Source organism: Microbacterium sp. NPDC008134 (assembly GCF_042957055.1).
GTDB lineage: Bacteria > Actinomycetota > Actinomycetes > Actinomycetales > Microbacteriaceae > Microbacterium.
Genome location: NZ_JBIBHO010000001.1, coordinates 1,332,198 through 1,349,460, shown reverse-complemented (window position 1 = coordinate 1,349,460; position 17,263 = coordinate 1,332,198). Strand labels below are relative to the sequence as shown.

General features: G+C 68.8%; 18 protein-coding genes. 9 read left to right on the top strand and 9 right to left on the bottom strand.

Annotated elements, in window-relative coordinates:
• Positions 1–9: 9 nt before the first annotated feature.
• Genes ACFY9N_RS06285 through ACFY9N_RS06275 form a run of 3 tightly spaced genes read right to left on the bottom strand, consistent with a single transcriptional unit; the run spans position 10 to position 2,262 of the window.
• The gene (locus tag ACFY9N_RS06285; RefSeq protein ID WP_391477491.1) at positions 10–1,314 is read right to left on the bottom strand and encodes a GNAT family N-acetyltransferase; all 1,305 of its coding nucleotides are present in this window, start codon (positions 1,312–1,314) and stop codon (positions 10–12) included.
• Positions 1,315–1,357: 43 nt separating this feature from the next.
• Positions 1,358–1,603 carry a zf-HC2 domain-containing protein gene (locus ACFY9N_RS06280; RefSeq protein ID WP_391477490.1) on the bottom strand — a complete coding sequence of 82 codons (246 nt, stop codon included), beginning with the start codon at positions 1,601–1,603 and terminating at the stop codon, positions 1,358–1,360.
• Positions 1,600–2,262: a sigma-70 family RNA polymerase sigma factor gene (locus ACFY9N_RS06275; protein WP_391477489.1), complete on the bottom strand. Its 663-nt coding sequence runs from the start codon at positions 2,260–2,262 to the stop codon at positions 1,600–1,602. Before ACFY9N_RS06275 ends, ACFY9N_RS06280 begins: the two co-directional genes overlap by 4 nt.
• A gap of 50 nt (positions 2,263–2,312) precedes the next feature.
• Here ACFY9N_RS06275 and aroA point away from each other — a divergent pair, with 50 nt between their 5' ends.
• From aroA to bcp, 3 genes are read left to right on the top strand one after another with little or no spacing between them, the layout of a single operon-like run.
• On the top strand, positions 2,313–3,638 hold the full coding sequence (gene aroA, locus ACFY9N_RS06270; protein ID WP_391477488.1) for a 3-phosphoshikimate 1-carboxyvinyltransferase: 1,326 nt from the start codon (positions 2,313–2,315) through the stop codon (positions 3,636–3,638).
• The gene (gene rsgA, locus ACFY9N_RS06265) at positions 3,635–4,705 is read left to right on the top strand and encodes a ribosome small subunit-dependent GTPase A (protein ID WP_391477487.1); all 1,071 of its coding nucleotides are present in this window, start codon (positions 3,635–3,637) and stop codon (positions 4,703–4,705) included. The genes aroA and rsgA overlap by 4 nt, the downstream gene beginning before the upstream one ends.
• Before the next feature lie 9 nt (positions 4,706–4,714).
• Complete coding sequence (gene bcp / locus ACFY9N_RS06260; RefSeq protein ID WP_391477485.1) at positions 4,715–5,188, top strand: thioredoxin-dependent thiol peroxidase; 474 nt, start codon at positions 4,715–4,717, stop codon at positions 5,186–5,188.
• A 5-nt stretch (positions 5,189–5,193) separates the two neighbouring features.
• On the opposite strand, the gene ACFY9N_RS06255 is transcribed toward bcp, so the two are convergent.
• Complete coding sequence (locus tag ACFY9N_RS06255) at positions 5,194–5,595, bottom strand: hypothetical protein (protein ID WP_391477483.1); 402 nt, start codon at positions 5,593–5,595, stop codon at positions 5,194–5,196.
• Positions 5,596–5,823: 228 nt separating this feature from the next.
• Between ACFY9N_RS06255 and ACFY9N_RS06250 the strand changes: the two genes are divergently transcribed.
• Positions 5,824–6,072 (top strand): WhiB family transcriptional regulator, encoded by a 249-nt coding sequence (locus ACFY9N_RS06250; protein WP_028503730.1) that lies wholly within the window; start codon positions 5,824–5,826, stop codon positions 6,070–6,072.
• Positions 6,073–6,147: 75 nt separating this feature from the next.
• On the opposite strand, the gene ACFY9N_RS06245 is transcribed toward ACFY9N_RS06250, so the two are convergent.
• The gene (locus ACFY9N_RS06245; RefSeq protein ID WP_391477481.1) at positions 6,148–7,632 is read right to left on the bottom strand and encodes a sensor histidine kinase; all 1,485 of its coding nucleotides are present in this window, start codon (positions 7,630–7,632) and stop codon (positions 6,148–6,150) included.
• Positions 7,633–7,656: 24 nt separating this feature from the next.
• Positions 7,657–8,043, bottom strand: coding sequence for an Rv3235 family protein (locus tag ACFY9N_RS06240; protein ID WP_391477480.1), 387 nt, complete (start codon positions 8,041–8,043; stop codon positions 7,657–7,659).
• Positions 8,044–8,168: 125 nt separating this feature from the next.
• On the opposite strand from ACFY9N_RS06240, the gene ACFY9N_RS06235 reads away from it, so the two are divergent.
• Positions 8,169–8,780 (top strand): hypothetical protein, encoded by a 612-nt coding sequence (locus ACFY9N_RS06235; RefSeq protein WP_391477479.1) that lies wholly within the window; start codon positions 8,169–8,171, stop codon positions 8,778–8,780.
• On the opposite strand, the gene ACFY9N_RS06230 is transcribed toward ACFY9N_RS06235, so the two are convergent.
• Complete coding sequence (locus ACFY9N_RS06230; RefSeq protein WP_391477478.1) at positions 8,768–9,046, bottom strand: helix-turn-helix domain-containing protein; 279 nt, start codon at positions 9,044–9,046, stop codon at positions 8,768–8,770. The two genes, ACFY9N_RS06235 and ACFY9N_RS06230, sit on opposite strands and share 13 nt — an antisense overlap.
• Before the next feature lie 100 nt (positions 9,047–9,146).
• Between ACFY9N_RS06230 and ACFY9N_RS06225 the strand changes: the two genes are divergently transcribed.
• Together ACFY9N_RS06225 and ACFY9N_RS06220 are read left to right on the top strand one after the other, a co-directional pair.
• Positions 9,147–9,767 (top strand): SAF domain-containing protein, encoded by a 621-nt coding sequence (locus ACFY9N_RS06225; RefSeq protein WP_391477477.1) that lies wholly within the window; start codon positions 9,147–9,149, stop codon positions 9,765–9,767.
• The gene (locus ACFY9N_RS06220) at positions 9,764–11,008 is read left to right on the top strand and encodes a CpaE family protein (RefSeq protein WP_391477476.1); all 1,245 of its coding nucleotides are present in this window, start codon (positions 9,764–9,766) and stop codon (positions 11,006–11,008) included. Before ACFY9N_RS06225 ends, ACFY9N_RS06220 begins: the two co-directional genes overlap by 4 nt.
• Here ACFY9N_RS06220 and ACFY9N_RS06215 read toward each other — a convergent pair.
• Positions 10,929–12,158: a pyridoxal phosphate-dependent aminotransferase gene (locus ACFY9N_RS06215; RefSeq protein ID WP_391477474.1), complete on the bottom strand. Its 1,230-nt coding sequence runs from the start codon at positions 12,156–12,158 to the stop codon at positions 10,929–10,931. The two genes, ACFY9N_RS06220 and ACFY9N_RS06215, sit on opposite strands and share 80 nt — an antisense overlap.
• A gap of 69 nt (positions 12,159–12,227) precedes the next feature.
• Positions 12,228–15,035 (bottom strand): preprotein translocase subunit SecA, encoded by a 2,808-nt coding sequence (gene secA / locus ACFY9N_RS06210; RefSeq protein ID WP_391477473.1) that lies wholly within the window; start codon positions 15,033–15,035, stop codon positions 12,228–12,230.
• A gap of 164 nt (positions 15,036–15,199) precedes the next feature.
• On the opposite strand from secA, the gene ACFY9N_RS06205 reads away from it, so the two are divergent.
• Complete coding sequence (locus ACFY9N_RS06205) at positions 15,200–15,808, top strand: PadR family transcriptional regulator (RefSeq protein ID WP_391477472.1); 609 nt, start codon at positions 15,200–15,202, stop codon at positions 15,806–15,808.
• 78 nt (positions 15,809–15,886) lie between these two features.
• On the top strand, positions 15,887–17,227 hold the full coding sequence (locus ACFY9N_RS06200; RefSeq protein ID WP_391477470.1) for a hypothetical protein: 1,341 nt from the start codon (positions 15,887–15,889) through the stop codon (positions 17,225–17,227).
• The last annotated feature ends 36 nt before the right edge of the window (positions 17,228–17,263 follow it).

Here is a 17,263-nt window from a genome sequence, read left to right as displayed (position 1 = left end):
CGCGCGCGATCAGTACCAGATATCGAGCGATGGCGCGGGAGAGGTGAAGAAGGCCCGGTCGAGGAGATCGACGACAGATGCCTCCGCTTCGATGAGCCCCGCCCCGGCCAACGCGGTCGCGCGCACCGCCCCCGCGTACAGGGATGACAGGGCGGAGACACCGAGGACGGCGTCCGGCGCGGTGGACTCCGTCGCGTCGACCGTCGCCGCACCCGAGGCGTCGACGCGAAGGCGCCAGTCCCCCGCGGCGAAACCGAGCGGGTCGTGCACGCGGAGCACGAGATCGACCGGAGCCGAGAACGTCCTGGCGGTCAGCGCGCGAGCGATGTCGAGCACCCGCAGCCATCCATGATCGTGCACCTGCTGCGCGACGCCGCGCTGATCGGCCACCAGCCACGGCAGCGGATCGTCGGCGGTCTGCAGATCGGCGGTGACCTCATCGACGAGGTCGTGCTGCAGGGCGAACCGCCACAGCGCCGCACGGGCGTCGACCGTCTCGGCCACCAGCATCCGCACGTTGAGTCCGAATCGGAAGCTGCCGCTGCGGTCGCTCACCGTGTACACGAGCACGCCGCGGGTCTCGCCGTCGGCGTCGACGTGTCGGACCCCGCGCACCTTGTCGCGGTCGGTCTCGCCCGGAGCGGTGCCGGCGAACTGCTCCCAGCGCCCCGACCACCCCGCGATCCGGCCGGAACGCGTGCGACGGGCGCGGTCGTGGACCGTCGCGAGGTCGCCGACGAGCTGCTCACGCTCGCGGTACTCCAGACGGCCGGAGGGTTCGAATCCGGCCCAACCCGCCCGCCGGGTGTCGACGGTGAAGCGCACGGCGGGAAGCGCCGAGCCGAAGCCGTAGCGGCCGTAGATCGTGGCCTCCGACACCGTGAGTCCCGCGATCGCCACCCCGGCGTCGCGCGCGGCGCGCAGCTCGCCTTCGAGGAGCGAACGGGCGATGCCACGGCGTCGGTGCGTCGCGGCGACGGTGACCCCGCTGATCGCCCACATCCCGACCTCGGCGCCGCCGGGAACCGTCAGCGGCGTCACCCACGAATCGATGGTCGCAACGGGGAGTGCCCCGGCATCCGCGGCGGTCTCGAAGACCCCGATCGTGCGACGCTGCGCGACCGTCGACCGACTGTGCGCGAGTGCCTCGGGAGTCGATTCCTCACCGAGGAAGCCTCGACCGACCGCTCGGAGGAACGGCGTCGAGGCCGCGTCGTCGTCCAGATCGACGACGCGATAGTCGAGACCCGAACCGTCGAGTCGGTCGCGGGAGGTCGCGTCGGCGGGGATGTCGCGGGCATCGATGAGCGTCATGCCTCCACCCTACGGGTGGGCGCCGACATCGAATGCCGCGACGTCAGTGCTGTGCCGCCTGCGCCTCACGCAGCCGTGCGAACACCTGATCGCGCAGCTCTTCGGGTGCGGTCTCCTTGCAGGCGCGCGCGATCACGTCGGTGAGAGTCGTCGCCACGAGCGCCTCGTCGCGGCACGACGGGCAGTTCTCGAGATGCTCGCGGATCTCGGTGTGCTCGGTCTTGCACACCTCGTTGCGGAGGTACTCCTCCAGATCCTGACGCGCTTTATCGCAACCGCAGTCGCTCATTTCCCGCTCCTCTTCTCAGCCGCGGCGATGCCCCGCTCCGCGGCGTAATCTGCCAGCAGCTCCCGCAGCATCCGTCTTCCACGGTGCAGACGGCTCATCACGGTGCCGATGGGGGTCTTCATGATGTCGGCGATCTCCTGGTAGGCGAAGCCCTCGACATCCGCGAGGTAGACCGCCAGCCGGAAGTCCTCCGGAACGGCCTGCAACGCATCCTTCACGACGGACGCCGGCATGTGGTCGATCGCCTCGGCCTCCGCCGACCGGCTGTGCGACGCGGTGGTCGATTCCGCGCCGCCGAGCTGCCAGTCCTCGAGCTCGTCGATCGTGCCCTGGAACGGCTCGCGCTGCTTCTTGCGATAGATGTTGATGTACGTGTTCGTGAGGATCCGATACAACCACGCTTTGAGGTTCGTCCCCTGCGAGAAGGTCGCCCACGAGCCGTACGCTTTCACGAACGTCTCCTGCACGAGGTCGGCGGCGTCAGCGGGATTGCGCGTCATGCGCATGGCGGCGGCGTACAGCTGATCCATGAACGGGATCGCCTGTTCCTCGAACTCACGCTGAGAGTCGCTCGAGGTCGCTGCGGTTGCGGTGTCATCCATCACCGGCCAGTCTAGGCCGCCGATGTCCACCGACCCACGCTCCAAGGTCGCCAGCATCCTGCTCTCCTCCTCGGCGGGTGTGCCGCCGTTCACTAAGGTGGAAACCGATGAGCGCCAAAAGGTATTCCCCTCCCCCCGTCACGGGCGCCTACACCGCGCCGGTTTTCGACGATCCGATCCACGCGACGCTGACGATCCCCGGCTCGAAGTCCCTCACGAACCGGGAACTCATCATCGCGGCGATCGCCGACGGCCCGGGTCGTCTGATCAGCCCGCTGCACTCTGACGACTCCCGGCGGATGGTCGACGCGCTGCGCGCGCTCGGCGTCGGCATCGAGGAGGTGGATGCCGGGGGCGAGTTCGGCCCCGACCTCGTCGTCACCCCCGCGAAGCTCGCCGGCGGCACCACCGTCGACTGCGGCCAGGCCGGAACGGTCATGCGGTTCATCGCGCCCCTCGCCGGACTCGCGGCCCACGACGTGCACCTGACCGCGCACGAGAACGCCCTCCACCGCCCGATGGGCGGCCTGATCAGCGCGCTCCGCGACCTCGGCGTCGACATCGACGACGAGGGCACGTGGGCGCTGCCGTTCACCATCCGCGGGCACGGACGCATCCGCGGCGGTCGCGTCGAGATCGACGCCTCCGCCTCGAGCCAGTTCGTCTCGGGGCTGCTGCTCGCCGCCCCGCGCTTCGACGTGGGCCTGCACCTCGTGCACACCGGCGAGCATCTGCCCAGCCTCCCCCACATCGACATGACCATCGAGGCGCTCAGCCGTCGCGGCATCCGCATCGAACGGCCGGCGGCCGGCGAATGGCTCGTCGAGGCGGGAGTGCCGCGCGCCAAGGAGATCGCCATCGAGCCCGATCTCTCCAATGCCGCGCCGTTCCTCGCGGCGGCCATGGTGACCGGAGGCGCGGTGTCGATCACCGGGTGGCCGGCGCATTCCACCCAGCCCGGGGCGCTGCTCCCCGAGATCCTCCAGGCGATGGGTGCGCACGCCAGCCGTCACGGCGGTGCGCTCACGGTCCGCTCGGGTGGGAGCATCCGCGGTCTCGACCTCGACCTGTCGGCGGCGAGCGAACTCACCCCGACCCTCGTGGGCCTGGCGGCCTTTGCCGACGGCCCCACGACCATCCGCGGGATCGGCCACATCCGCCTGCACGAGACCGATCGGATCGCCGCCCTCATCGGCAACCTCCGTGCGCTCGGCGGCGAGGCGGAAGAGCTCCCCGACGGCCTGCGGATCATCCCCCGCCCGCTGCACGGCGGTACTTGGGCCGCTCACCACGATCACCGGATGGCGACCACCGGCGCTCTGATCGGTCTCCGGGTCCCCGGAGTCGAGATCGACGACATCGGCACCACGGCGAAGACGCTCCCCGAGTTCACCCTGCTGTGGGAGCGGATGCTGCGAGGCGCAGCCGCGTGAGCTGGCTCGACGGCGACGACGACCTCGAAGACGACTTCGAGGACTACGACGAGAGCGCGATCCGCACGCGGCCCAACCCGAAGGCGAACAGACCGCGCACCAAGCGCCGGCCCGCCCACGAGGATGCCGAGATCGGGCGCGTGCTCGGCGTCGACCGCGGTCGATACTCGGTACTCCTCGACGAGGACTCCCCGACCGAGCGGACGATCACCGCAGCCCGCGCACGCGAGTTGCGCCGCACTCCCATCGTCACGGGTGATCGGGCGCGCGTCGTCGGCGACCTCTCCGGAGACGACGGCACCCTCGGCCGCATCGTCGGGATCGTCGAGCGCACGTCCCTCCTGCGCCGCAGCGCCGACGACACCGATCAGGTCGAACGCGTGATCGTCGCGAACGCCGATCAGATGCTCATCGTCGTTGCCGCAGCCGACCCCGAACCTCGGGAGCGCCTCGTCGACCGGTACCTGGTCGCCGCCCTCGACGCGGGCATCCGTCCGCTCCTCGTCGTCACCAAGACCGATCTCGCCGACCCGGCCCAGTTCCTCTCGCACTTCGACGGTCTCGACCTGACGGTCTTCACCAGCGCTCGGGACGTCATGCCCGTCGACGAGATCGGTGCCGCGCTCATCGGGCATTCGACGGTTTTCGTCGGCCACTCGGGCGTCGGCAAGTCGACGCTCGTGAACGCGCTCGTGCCCAGCGCCGGCCGGGCGACGGGGCACGTGAACCAGGTCACGGGGCGCGGGCGGCACACGTCGTCGTCGACGGTCTCCCTGCGCTACGAGGGCCCGACCGGGAACGGATGGGTCATCGACACCCCCGGTGTGCGATCGTTCGGTCTGGGGCATGTGAAACCCGAGAACATCCTCGCCGCCTTCACCGAGCTCGCCGAGATCGCGGAGAACTGCCCGCGCGGCTGCACGCACCTCGCCGACGCTCCGGACTGCGCCCTCATCGAAGCCGCCGAGCGTGGTGAGCTCAGCGACACGGCTCTCGCTCGCCTGGACTCGCTGCAGCGACTTCTGCAGACCTTCGCCGACAAGGCGGAGCAGGCGACCGGCCGATAGGCTGGGCGGGTGACTCAGCGCCTCGAAGCCGGAACGCCCGCCCCCGATTTCACCCTTCTCGACCAGGACGGCACGAGCGTCTCGCTCGCCGATCTCCGTGGCGAGAAGACCGTGCTCTACTTCTACCCGGCCGCGATGACCCCCGGTTGCACCACGCAGGCGTGCGACTTCCGCGACAGCATCTCGTCGCTCCAGGGCGCCGGCTATCGCGTGATCGGCATCTCGCGCGACGAGCCCGCGAAGCTCGCGGCGTTCCGAGAGCGCGACGGGCTGACGTTCACCCTTCTGAGCGACCCCGACCACGCCGTGCACAGCGCCTACGGAGCCTGGGGCGAGAAGGTCAACTACGGCAAAGTGATCGAGGGCGTCATCCGATCGACGTTCGTCCTCGACGAGGAGGGCGTGATCGAGCACGCCCTCTACAACGTGAAGGCGACCGGACACGTCGCCCGGTTGCGGAAGCTCCTCGGCCTCGACGCCTGAGACCGTCAGTCGCGCGCGGGCCCGTCGGACTCGCGCAGTTCGGCCTCGCGTCGCGTGCTCGCGATCAGGAGCACGAAACCGAGCAGTCCCGGCAGCCCCGCTCCGAGCACGAACGCCCACGGGACCGGCTGCAGGGTGAGCGAGGCGAGAGCGATCACCACCGCGAGGATCTGGAACACCACTCCCCCGGATCGCGCCCAGGAACGCCCTGCGCGAGCGCCCCAGGCGAAGGCGAAGAGTGCAGCCGCGCCGATCAGTGTGAGCACGGTCAGTGCGATGGCCGTCGAAACGGATGCCGCGTCACCGGCGCCGATCCCCGTGAGCTCGATCACGGCCACGACCACGAGCGCGGCTCCTTCGGCGGCGAGCACCGTTGCGGCGGCGAGGGCAAGTCCGGGGGCGCGCACGGAGTCTCCTGGGAATCGAGAGTGAATGGCGAAAAGCCTTGATTTCGAAGGTTTCCTGTAACACAATAGAAACAGTCATGTGCTCCCACAGCGGCGTGGGGCGGGCTCTCTGCCCGCATCACACTTCGCGGGCAACCGTCCGCATCTCACACAGGGTAACGGATCCCGAGCCATTGCCCGAATCGAGACATCGCAACGCGATTCTGAAATCCACACCGAGGAGCCCCCATGGACTGGCGTGACAAAGCCGCCTGCCTGACCGTCGATCCCGAGCTGTTCTTCCCGGTCGGCAACACCGGTCCGGCCGTCGACCAGATCGAGAAGGCGAAGACCGTCTGCGCCACCTGCACGGTCACCGAGATCTGCCTCCAGTACGCGCTCGAGTCCAGCCAGGACTCCGGTGTGTGGGGCGGCCTCTCCGAAGACGAGCGCCGCGCCCTCAAGCGTCGCGCCGCGCGCGCACGCCGCGCCTCCTGACGCATCGCGAAAGCCCCGCCGGCGAGTGTTCCTCGTCCGGCGGGGCTTTCGTGTGCCCTCAGTGCGTGCGGGGCTTCACTTCTGCAACCACCGCAGCGGGATGTCGATGACCACGGACGTCCCCTCCCCCTCGCTGCCGCGCCACTCGATCGTGCCCCCGAGTTCGCCCTGGATGAGGGTGCGGATGATCTGCGTACCGAGCCCCTGACCGATCCGTCCCTCGGGAAGGCCGTGACCGGTGTCATGCACCGTGACCCGGAGGTTCTCCTCGGTGCGGGCTGCGTCGATCGTGACGAGGCCCTCCTGCCCCGCCAACCCGTGCTCGACGGCATTGGTGACGACTTCGGTGAGCGCCAGAGCCAGCGGCGTCGCATACTCGCTCGGCAGCACGCCGAACCGACCGGTCGACTGCGTCCGCGCACGCGTGTTCGGCGCGGAGGCGACCTCGGCGACGAGCTTGAGCACGCGGTGGAAGACCTCGTCGAAGTCGACCTTCTGGGTCAGTCCCTGAGCGAGCGTGTCGTGCACGACCGCGATCGCATCGACGCGGCGCATCGCCTGGGTGAGCGCGTCTCTGGCCTCGTCGGAGTGCGTCCGGCGCGCCTGGATGCGCAGCAGAGAGGCCACCGTCTGAAGGTTGTTCTTGACGCGGTGGTGGATCTCGCGGATCGTCGCGTCCTTGGTGATGAGCTCCTGCTCCTGATGGCGCAACTCCGAGACGTCGCGGCAAAGGAGGATCGCGCCGATGCGGGTGCCGTGATCCTTCAGGGGGATCGCCCGCAGCGACACGGTCACCCCGCGCGCCTCGATGTCCGTGCGCCACGGCGCCCGGCCCGTCACTACGACGGGCAGGGACTCGTCCACCTGTCGCGACGGCGGCACGAGCCGGGTCGTCACCTCGGCGAGGGACTCTCCCTCGAGCTCGTCGTCGAATCCCATGCGGTTGAACGCCGACAGGGCGTTCGGGCTCGCGAACGTGGTGATGCCGTCGACATCGATGCGGATGAGCCCATCCGACGCACGGGGTGCGCCGCGGCGCGGCGAGGTCGGGGCCGCGAGGTCCGGGAAACTCGCGTCGGCGATCATACGGAACAGGTCGTTCGCGCAGTCGTCGAACGTGATCTGCTGGCGGGACGGCGTGCGCGCCTCACCGAGGTTCGTGTGCCGGGTGACGACCCCGATGACGGACGGTGCGGTATCACCCGAGCCCCGAACGTTCACGATCGGCACGGCGCGCACTCGCGTCGGCGTCTCCTCAAACCAGTCGGGCGAGGACGAGTCCACGATCTCCGCGGTGTCGAACGCCCCCTGAACCTGAGTGCGCCACTGAGGACGCACCCGCTCGCCGACGATGTCCCGATAGAAGAGGGTCGCCGCGCCGCTCGGACGGGCATGGGCCACCGCGATGAAGGAGCCGTCATCGGTCTGCACCCAGACGACGATGTCTGCCGAGGAGAGGTCGGCGAGGAGCTGGCCGTCCCCGGCGAGGCGATGCAGCCACTCGACATCGCCGTCGTTCAGACGGCCCTGGGCATGGGCGAGATCAGTGAGGGTCGACACCCCACCAGCCTACGGTCCTTCGCTCTAGAGGATCGCCAGCGATGTCGCGCGCCACCTCCGGTCCAGACCCTCCAGACGCACGGCGACCGCGCGCGTGCGTCCGGGTCCCGCCACGATGACGACGGCTTCGATCACGCTGTCGACGGGTTCGGAGATGCGGAGCGAGCGGATCTCGAAGCTGGGGCGCGCCGGCACCACACCCCGGGCGCTGCGTGCACGCGCCGAGAGGTTCGACCGCGTGACCAGACTGCGGTAGGCCTCTTCACTGAACCAGCGCGCGAGCTGGTCCACCTCGCGCACGCCGGCGAGCACCTCGAGCACACCCTGGGTCAGGCTGCGCAGCAGCGGGGCCGGATCGGGCAGCTCGACGGTCGGCGTCTGCTGCCGCGCGAAGTACTCATGAAGCGTCATCGTCACACTCTCAGTCGGGGGAACGCGAGCCAGTAGAGCACGCGGACACCCACGCGCAGGGGCCGTCGAAAGAGGTATGTGGATAACTCGTATGTCGCCCTCTGCCGTCCCCTACGCTCGATCCGATGAACTGGGACAGGCTGTTCGAAGACCTCGAGGGTCAACTCGCGTCGGAGTGGGAGGCGGAACGCGCCGCTCTCGATGCGGAGTCGGAGCGCGTGCGCATCTCACAGCTCGCGCTGCGAACGCGTCTTCGTGCGATGAGCGCCCGGCGCGCATCGATCGTGATCGAACTCGCCGACGGTCGACGGATGCCGGTGATCCTGCGCACCGTCGGCGCCGATTGGCTCGCCGCCGAGATCTCGACCGCGCTCGGTGCGGTCGCCGCCCGGTCGATGATCGTCGTCCCGCTTCGCGCGATCCGGAGCCTCGGCAGCGATCACGGAATGCTGTTGAGCAGCCTCGAGGAGGAGACCGCTCCCCCGAGCGCCCTCCGCGAGCGCATGACACTCGGGTTCGTCCTCCGCGACCTGGCCCGCCGACGGGTCGCGCTCCACCTCACCACCACGCGGGGCGACGACGTGCACGGAACCATCGATCGTGCGGGTTCCGATCACCTCGATCTCGCGGTGCACGACGCGGGCACCGCCCGGCTGGCGAGTGCGGTGCAGAGTTTCCGCATCGTGCCGTTCGACGCGCTGGTCGCCATCCGGCTCGCGGGCGATCAGCGCCTGTAAGCAGCGGAGGCACCCCAGATCTCGGGGAAGCTCGCCTCCTGGGACTGACGCCACAGCGCCATGCGACGGGATTCCTCAGACTGAGCGGCCAGATATCCCTCGATGCTCGCCTCTTCGATGCGCCACCGCGCGGGTACGCCGAGTTGGGCTCCCCGCAGATGCCCGGACACGACAAGATCGATCACCTCGTCGATCTCGATGCTCAACAGCTCCGCCACCTGCGCGGGAGCGAGGTAGCGCGGAGCGACGCTGGCGGAATCGGGCATGCACCCATTCTGCCCCGCTCGGCAGCCGCTCCGCAGCCGGGCATGCCCGCTGTGGATAACTTCCGGACCGGTTCGCGGATTTCTGTGAGCATGGGTCGCCATGAGCACTTTCTCCCGGCCCCGTCGCGCCTTCTGGGGCGATCTCCGCTTCCTCATCGGCATCGCCCTCGTCGGGCTCTCCATCACGGGGGTCTGGCTGATCGTGTCCTCCGCCGACTCCGCGACGCCGGTCCTGCAGGCCGACCGCACGATCGTCCAGGGCGAGACGATCACCGCCGCTGATTTCCGGGTCGTCGACGTCTCCCTCGGGGCGCTGACCGACGACTATCTGCAGCCCCAGGACCTCGAGTCCGGGCAGGTCGCCGCCCGGACCATCGAGAAGGGCGAGCTCGTCCCGCAGACGGCGACCGGCACGGCCGGCGACAGTCGGAGTACGACGTTGGTCATCGAGAGCAGCATCACCATTCCCGAGGGCGTCGATACGGGCACGGTCATCGAGGTCTGGCAGGCGCCGCTGCTCGAGGACGGCCGTGCCCACGACGCGCCACGCATCCTCGTCAGCGACGCGATCGTGTCGGAGGTGATCGACTCCGAGGGGATGCTCTCCGCGTCGCGCAGCACCATCGAGATCGTGATCGACCGTGCCGCCGTCGCCGACGTGCTCGCGGCGATCTCGGGCGATGCCGCTCTCTCGGTCGTTCCGGTCGGTGCCGGGTCATGACGGGATTGATCGTCGCCATCGATGAGCCGCGGGCGAGCGCTCTCGCTCGCGAGCTCGAGCTCGCGGGAGAGCACGTCATCGCCGTCGCATCGGCGACCTCGGCGATGTCGATTCTCTCCGATGCCCGCGCCCTTGTGATCCCGGCGAGCCGCGAGGCCCTCACACCTGAGCTGGTCTCCGCCTGCGACCGAGCGGGAGTGCGGAACCTCGCCCTCGGCGGTTCGGAGAGCCGCCTGCTCCAACGGTTCGGTCTCGGACCGGGCTTGCCCATCGATGCATCCGGCTGGCAGATCTCGAGTGCGCTTCGCACGCCCGCAACGGCTCGCGACCGCGGACCCGCCGGCCTCGCGCACCGCCTGATCGCCGTGTGGGGGCCGCACGGATCGCCCGGACGCTCGACCGTGGCGGTGCTCCTCGCCGTCGAACTCGCCCGTCTGGGCCGACGCACCGCCCTCGTCGACGCCGACACGGTCGCCCCGTCGCTCGCGCTTCTCCTGGGCCTCGGTGACGATTCTCCGGGGATCGCCGCAGCATGCCGCCGAGCCGAACTCGGTGGGCTCGACAGCGCCGAACTCACCCGACTCTCGACCGTCGTCCCGACGAGCGCCGGCGACCTCGATGTCCTCCCCGGCATCAATCGCCCGAATCGATGGCCGGAGCTCTCGGCATCCCGCCTCACCCGCGCCCTGCAGGTCTGCCGGGAATGGACCGAAGAGACCGTCGTCGACGTGGCGGGGTCCTTCGATGCGGACGAGGAGGCGACGTACGACGTTCTCGGGCCCCGCCGTCATGCCGCGACGACGGCTGCTCTGAACGAAGCGGATACGATCATCGCGGTCGCCTCCGCAGACCCTCTCGGCATCAGCCGATTCCTCCGCGACTACGCCGAGTTGCGCAACCTCACGGCGCCCACTCCGGTCACCGTCGTCGTCAATCAGGTGCGACCGGGACCGCTCGGCATGGACGCCCGCGGGCAGATCCGGAACACGCTCGATCGGTTCGCCGGGATCGTCGATCCGATCTTCCTGCCGCACGATCTGCGTGCGACAGACGCCGCCCTGCTGCACGCCCGGCCGATGTCGGATCTCACTCCGCGATCAGCACTCGTCGCGGGAGCGCGACGAGTGGCGACCGCACTGAGTCCGAGCGCCGCGGCGACGACTAGTTCTGCCGATAGCTCGCGAGGAAGTTCCCGAGGCGCTCGACTGCTTCGCTCAGCACGCGCGGCTCGGGAAGCGTGACGATCCGGAGGTGGTCCGGTGTCGGCCAGTTGAAGCCGGTGCCCTGCACCAGGAGGATCTGCTCGGAGACCAGCAGGTCGTACACGAGTCGCGCATCATCGCGGATCTCGTGCACGTTCGGATCGAGTCGCGGGAACGCGTACAGCGCGCCCTCGGGCTTGACGCACGACACACCGGGGATCGACTCGAGCCCCTGCCAGGCCACGTCGCGCTGCTCATGGAGCCGACCGCTGGGCGCGATGAGGGCGTCGATGGACTGCACCCCGGACAGCGCCGCTTGCACGGCGTGCTGCGAGGGCACGTTCGGGCAGAGACGCGTGGAGGCGAGGAGCGTGATGCCCTCGAGGAAGCCCTTCGCATGCTCCTGCGGCCCCGTGATCACGAGCCACCCCGAGCGATAGCCCGCAACCCGGTAGGTCTTCGAAAGACCGTTGAAGGTCAGGCACAGCAGGTCGGGCGCGAGAGTGGCGGTCGGGATGTGCACCGCACCGTCGAACAGGATGCGGTCGTAGATCTCGTCGGAGAGCAGCAGCAGCTGGTTCTCCCGCGCGATCTGCACGAGCCCCTCGAGGACCTCACGGGAGTACACGACACCGGTCGGGTTGTTCGGATTGATGATCACGAGCGCCTTGGTGCGCGGCGTGATCTTCGACCGGATGTCCTCCAGGTCCGGCTGCCAGCCGTTCTCCTCGTCGCAGAGGTAGTGCGTCGGCGTTCCCCCGGCCAGGCTCGTCATCGCGGTCCAGAGCGGATAGTCCGGCGCGGGGATCAGCACCTCGTCCCCCTCGTCGAGGAGGGCCTGCATGGTCATCGTGATCAGCTCGGACACGCCGTTGCCGAGGAACACGTCCTCCGGGCCGAAGCGCGGGAAGTCCTCGATCTCCTCATAGCGGCTGACGACGGCGCGTCGTGCCGAGACGATGCCCTTGCTGTCGCTGTATCCGTGCGCGGTCGGCAACGCGGCCAGCATGTCCTGGACGATCTGCTGCGGCGCATCGAAGCCGAAGATCGCCGGGTTTCCCGTGTTGAGCTTGAGGATCTTGTGACCCTCCGCTTCCAATCGCGCCGCCTCGACGAGGGCGTTTCCGCGAATCTCGTACAGGACGTTCTTGAGCTTCGACGACTGGTCGAAGTTGCGCGTTGGTGTCATCGCCCAAGCCTACAGGGACGGAAAGAGGGCCAATCCACATGGACTGGCCCTCGTGATCCGGCGTGAGACCTACTTCTTCTTCTTGCTCTGCGCCCGGCGCTGTTCACGGTTACCCGCGGCCGGAGCCGGAGCCGGAGCATCCGTGCGCTGTCCGAACGCTCCTCGCGGGGCCTCCTCGGGCTCGGCCTGCGATGCCTGTGAACGCGCGGCCGCCTGACGCAGGCGGTCGGTCGCAGCCTGCTGGACCTGGCCGCGATCGTTGCGGACCTCGACCTCTCCGGCGTCGTTGGCCGCGGAGTACTCGAGTCGCTGCTCTCCGGCGCCCTCCGCGAGACCCTTCGCCTCGACCTCGGTCACCTGCGAGTCACCGGCGCGACGCACCTCGACCTCGAGGTTGTAGAGGTATCCGACGGATTCCTCCTTGATCTGCCCCATCATCGACTGGAACATCGCGTAACCCTCGCGCTGGTACTCGATGAGCGGATCGCGCTGCGCCATCGCGCGCAGGCCGATGCCGTCCTTGAGGTAGTCCATCTCGTAGAGGTGATCCCGCCAGCGACGGTCGAGAACCTGCAGCACCACGCGCCGCTCCAGCTCACGCGTCGCCGCTTCGCCGAGCGACTCCTCGCGCGTCTCGTAGGCGATCTTCGCGTCGGAGAGCAGCTCGCGGGTCAGTCCGTCCGCGGAGATGCCGCCCTTGCGACCGGCCGCCTCGGAGACGACCTCGTCGATCGTGACGTTCACGGGGTACAGGGTCTTGAGCTCGGTCCAGAGAGCGTCGAAGTCCCAGCTCTCGTTGTGCCCCTCGCCGGTGTGGTCGCGCACGACGCCGCTGATGGCGTCCTCGATGAAGTGCTGCACGCGACCGGCGATGTCATCGCCCTGGAGGATGTGACGGCGATCCGCGTAGATGGCCTCGCGCTGACGGTTGAGGACGTCGTCGTACTTCAGGACGTTCTTGCGCATCTCGGCGTTGCGCGCCTCGACCTGCGACTGCGCGCTACGGATGGCACGCGAGACGAGGCCCGACTCGATCGGGACGTCGTCGGGGAAGTTGGTGCGCGAGAGGATCGCCTCGGCGGCTCCCGACTGGAAGAGACGCATGAGGTCGTCGGTGAGACTTAGGTAGAAGCGGCTCTCGCCCGGGTCACCCTGACGGCCGGAACGACCGCGTAGCTGGTTGTCGATACGACGCGACTCGTGCCGTTCGGTTCCGAGGACGTACAGGCCGCCGGCTTCGGTGACTTTCTCGCCCTCTTCCGCGACTGTGCTCTTCATCGCCTCGTAGGTCTCGTCCCACGCCGCTTCGTACTCCTCGGGGGTCTCGACCGGGTCGAGGCCCTTCGACTTGAGCTCCTGCACGGCGAGGAACTCGGCGTTTCCCCCGAGCATGATGTCGGTGCCTCGACCGGCCATGTTCGTGGCGACCGTGACGCCACCCAGACGACCGGCGCGCGCGACGATCTCGGCCTCGCGCGCATGGTTCTTCGCGTTGAGGACCTCGTGCTTGATGCCCTTCTTCGAGAGCAGGCGAGAGAGGTACTCGCTCTTCTCCACGCTCGTCGTACCGACGAGGACGGGCTGACCGCTCGCGTGGCGCTCGGCGATGTCCTCGACGACCTGGGCGAACTTCGCCGTCTCGTTCTTGTAGACGAGGTCCGGCTGGTCCTTGCGGATCATCGGCTTGTTGGTCGGGATCGGGATCACGCCGAGCTTGTACGTCGACATGAACTCCGCGGCCTCGGTCTCGGCCGTACCCGTCATGCCAGCGAGCTTCTCGTAGAGACGGAAGTAGTTCTGCAGCGTGACGGTCGCGAGCGTCTGGTTCTCGGCCTTGACCGGCACCGCTTCCTTCGCCTCGATGGCCTGGTGGATGCCCTCGTTGTACCGGCGACCGACGAGGATGCGCCCGGTGTGCTCGTCGACGATCATGACCTCGTCGTTCATGACGACGTAGTCGGTATCCTTCTTGAACAGCGCGAGCGCCTTGATCGAGTTGTTGAGGAACGAGATGAGCGGGGTGTTCGCCGACTCGTAGAGGTTGTCGATACCGAGATAGTCCTCGACCTTCTCGATGCCGGGCTCGAGAACACCGACGGTGCGCTTCTTCTCGTCGACCTCGTAATCGACGCCGGCCTCGAGCGTGCGGGCGATCTTGGCGAACTCGGCGAACCAGCGGTTGGCCTCTCCGGACGACGGACCGGAGATGATGAGCGGGGTGCGGGACTCGTCGATGAGGATCGAGTCGACCTCGTCGACGACGGCGAAGAAGTGCTCGCGCTGGACGAGGTCCTCCTTGCGCCACGCCATGTTGTCGCGCAGGTAGTCGAATCCGAACTCGTTGTTCGTGCCGTACGTGATGTCGGCGGCGTATTGCTCACGGCGCACGGCCGGGGTCTGCCCCGAGACGATGATCCCGGTGGTCATCCCGAGGGCGCGGTAGACGCGTCCCATCAGCTCCGCCTGGTAGCTGGCGAGGAAGTCGTTGACCGTGATGACGTGGACGCCCTTGCCGGCGATCGCGTTGAGATACGCGGGGAACGTCGCGACGAGCGTCTTTCCCTCACCGGTCTTCATCTCGGCGATGTTGCCGAGGTGGAGCGCGGCACCACCCATGATCTGCACGTCGTAGGCCCGCATGCCGAGCGTGCGCTTGGCCGCTTCGCGGACGGCGGCGAATGCCTCGGGCATCAGCTGGTCGAGCGTCTCACCCTTCTCGAAGCGCGCGCGCAGTTCAGCGGTCTCGTTGCGCAGCTCGTCGTCGGTGAGCTTGGAGATGTCCTCTTCCAGTGCTCCCACGGCTTTGACCACCTGGTTCAGGCGGCGGATGACCCGCCCCTCGCCGGCGCGCAGCAGCTTCTCAAGAGGATTGGCCACGGATGTCATCTCCCTGTTGGTGGGTAAAGTCCCGACGCACGACTGTGCGCGCCCGGGCATATGTTGTCATGTTACCGGGCCGTGACCTCCACGTCGCCTGCATGGACGCGCTCCCACACTTTTCCAGGTATGCATATGCTGGGAAAGCACTTCAGGAGGCCACGATGTCCGTACGGCAGAGTCTGCTCGCGATCCTCGATCAGGGGCCGTGCTACGGCTATCAGCTCCGGCACGAGTTCGACCGCCGCACGGGATCGCGTTGGCCGCTCAACGTCGGCCAGATCTACAACACGCTCGAGCGACTCGAGCGCGACGGTCTCGTCGCTCGGCTCGATGCGGATGCCCAGGGCCACATCTACTGGCAGATCACTGCCTCCGGCTCGTCCGAGGTCGCCCGCTGGCTCTCCTCGCCCGTCGTCCGCACGGCCGCCGTCCGCGACGAGGTCGCGATCAAACTCGCCGTGGCCGCCACGCTGCCCGGCGTCGACGCGAGCGCGGCGATCCAAGCGCAGCGGGTCGAGACGAGCGAACACCTCGCCCGTCTCCGCACAGAGGCGACGACCGGCGCGGATGCCGATGACCCCGAGCACCTCGCGCGGTCGCTGGTCATCGATTCGCTGATCTTCTCGGCGGAGGCGGAGGAGCGCTGGCTCGCACATCTCGAGGAGCGGCTGGCGGCGCATCCTCGGCACGCCCTGACGCTCGGACTCGCGCAGGAGCGCCCCAAGCGCGGCCGCCCGTCGAAGAGCACCGGCGACGCGGTACTGATCTGAGACTCCGGTCACGGAGCCCGCGTTCGCCTGGAGCGGATGCACAGGCATCCGCTCGCCTGCGGAAAGTAGGATCGGGTCATGGCAGGTATCTGGGGCAGACGCAAACGCGAACAGGAAGCCCTCGCGGTCCAGGACGCGGATCTCGCACGCCGAGCGGAGCAGGCACTCGTCTCCGCCGATGAGCGGATCCGGTCGACATCCGACGAGCTGGCCTTCGCCGAGGCCGAGCTGGGCGAATCGCTCACCGGCGATCTGAAGAAGGCGCTCGCCGCCGTCCGCACCCACCTGCGCGAGGCGTTCCAGCTCCATCAGCTCAATCACGACGAGATCCCCGACACCCCCGAAGAGCTGCGCACGCGCAACGCGCGCATCGTCCAGCTGTGCGACTGGGCGCAGGATCTCCTCGATGAGAAGACCGCCGTCCTGGCCGAGTCGATCGCGAAGGTTCGTCGCGCCCCCGAGGTGATCGCGAAGGTACGCGCGGATGCCGAGTCGCTCAGCGCCCGCATCCCGGCGACGACGGCCACGATCGAACGGCTCTCCTCCCGCTACGCGGAATCGGCGATGACGCAAATCACCGCGAGCGCACGTGAGGCCGAGCAGCTCGTCGCGTTCGCGGTGCACGGAGCATCGGTGTCGGAGCGCCGTCGCGCCGCCAAGCAGAACGAGGAGGCGAACCTCGCGCTCGAGACCGCCACCGAGGCGACTCGACGGGCCGCCACGCTGCTCGACGCCGTCGAGGACTTCGAGATCGAGGCTCTGCGCGCGGAATCCACGCTGGCCGAGGTCGTCGCCGACTCCCGTGGCGATCTGATCGCCGCGCGCAACGCTCCGCAGGTGCCCGCGGTCGCCGCCGCCGTCTCCACGCTCCAGGAAGCCCTGAGCGCTCTCACCCCGTCAGGGACTCCGAACGATCCCTTCGCCGAGCTCTCCCGCCTGCGCGACGCGAACACGGGCCTCGATGAAGCGATCGCGACCGCCGAGCATCGCGCCGCGAACCCGCTCCCCTCGCTCGCCCAGGTGCAGCACGCCATCGATGACGCCGACCGCCAGCTCGGCGTCGCCCGCGGGCTGATCTCGGGCCACCGCGGGTGGATCGGCGCCGATGCCCGCACACGGCTCGCCGAATCCGAGCGTCTGCGGGTCGATCTCGGCGACCTCGTCCCCGCCGAGGAGACGCGTGAGCAGGCGCTCGCCGTCGCCCGGCGCGTGGCGCACCTCGCCTCCGAGGCCCTCCAGCTCGCTCAGCGCGACATCGACTCCTCCCGCCCGCAGGATCAGGGCTGGGGTGGCGATGGCGGTTGGGGCGGCGGCGGATGGGGTGGCGGCGGTCGACGCGGCGGAGGCGGCGGCGACATCGCTTCCGGCATCCTCGGTGGACTGGTCATCGGCAGCCTCCTCGACGGCATCTTCGACTGACGCCCCGCGCATGAGAGAGCGGCCCGCCCCCTCAGG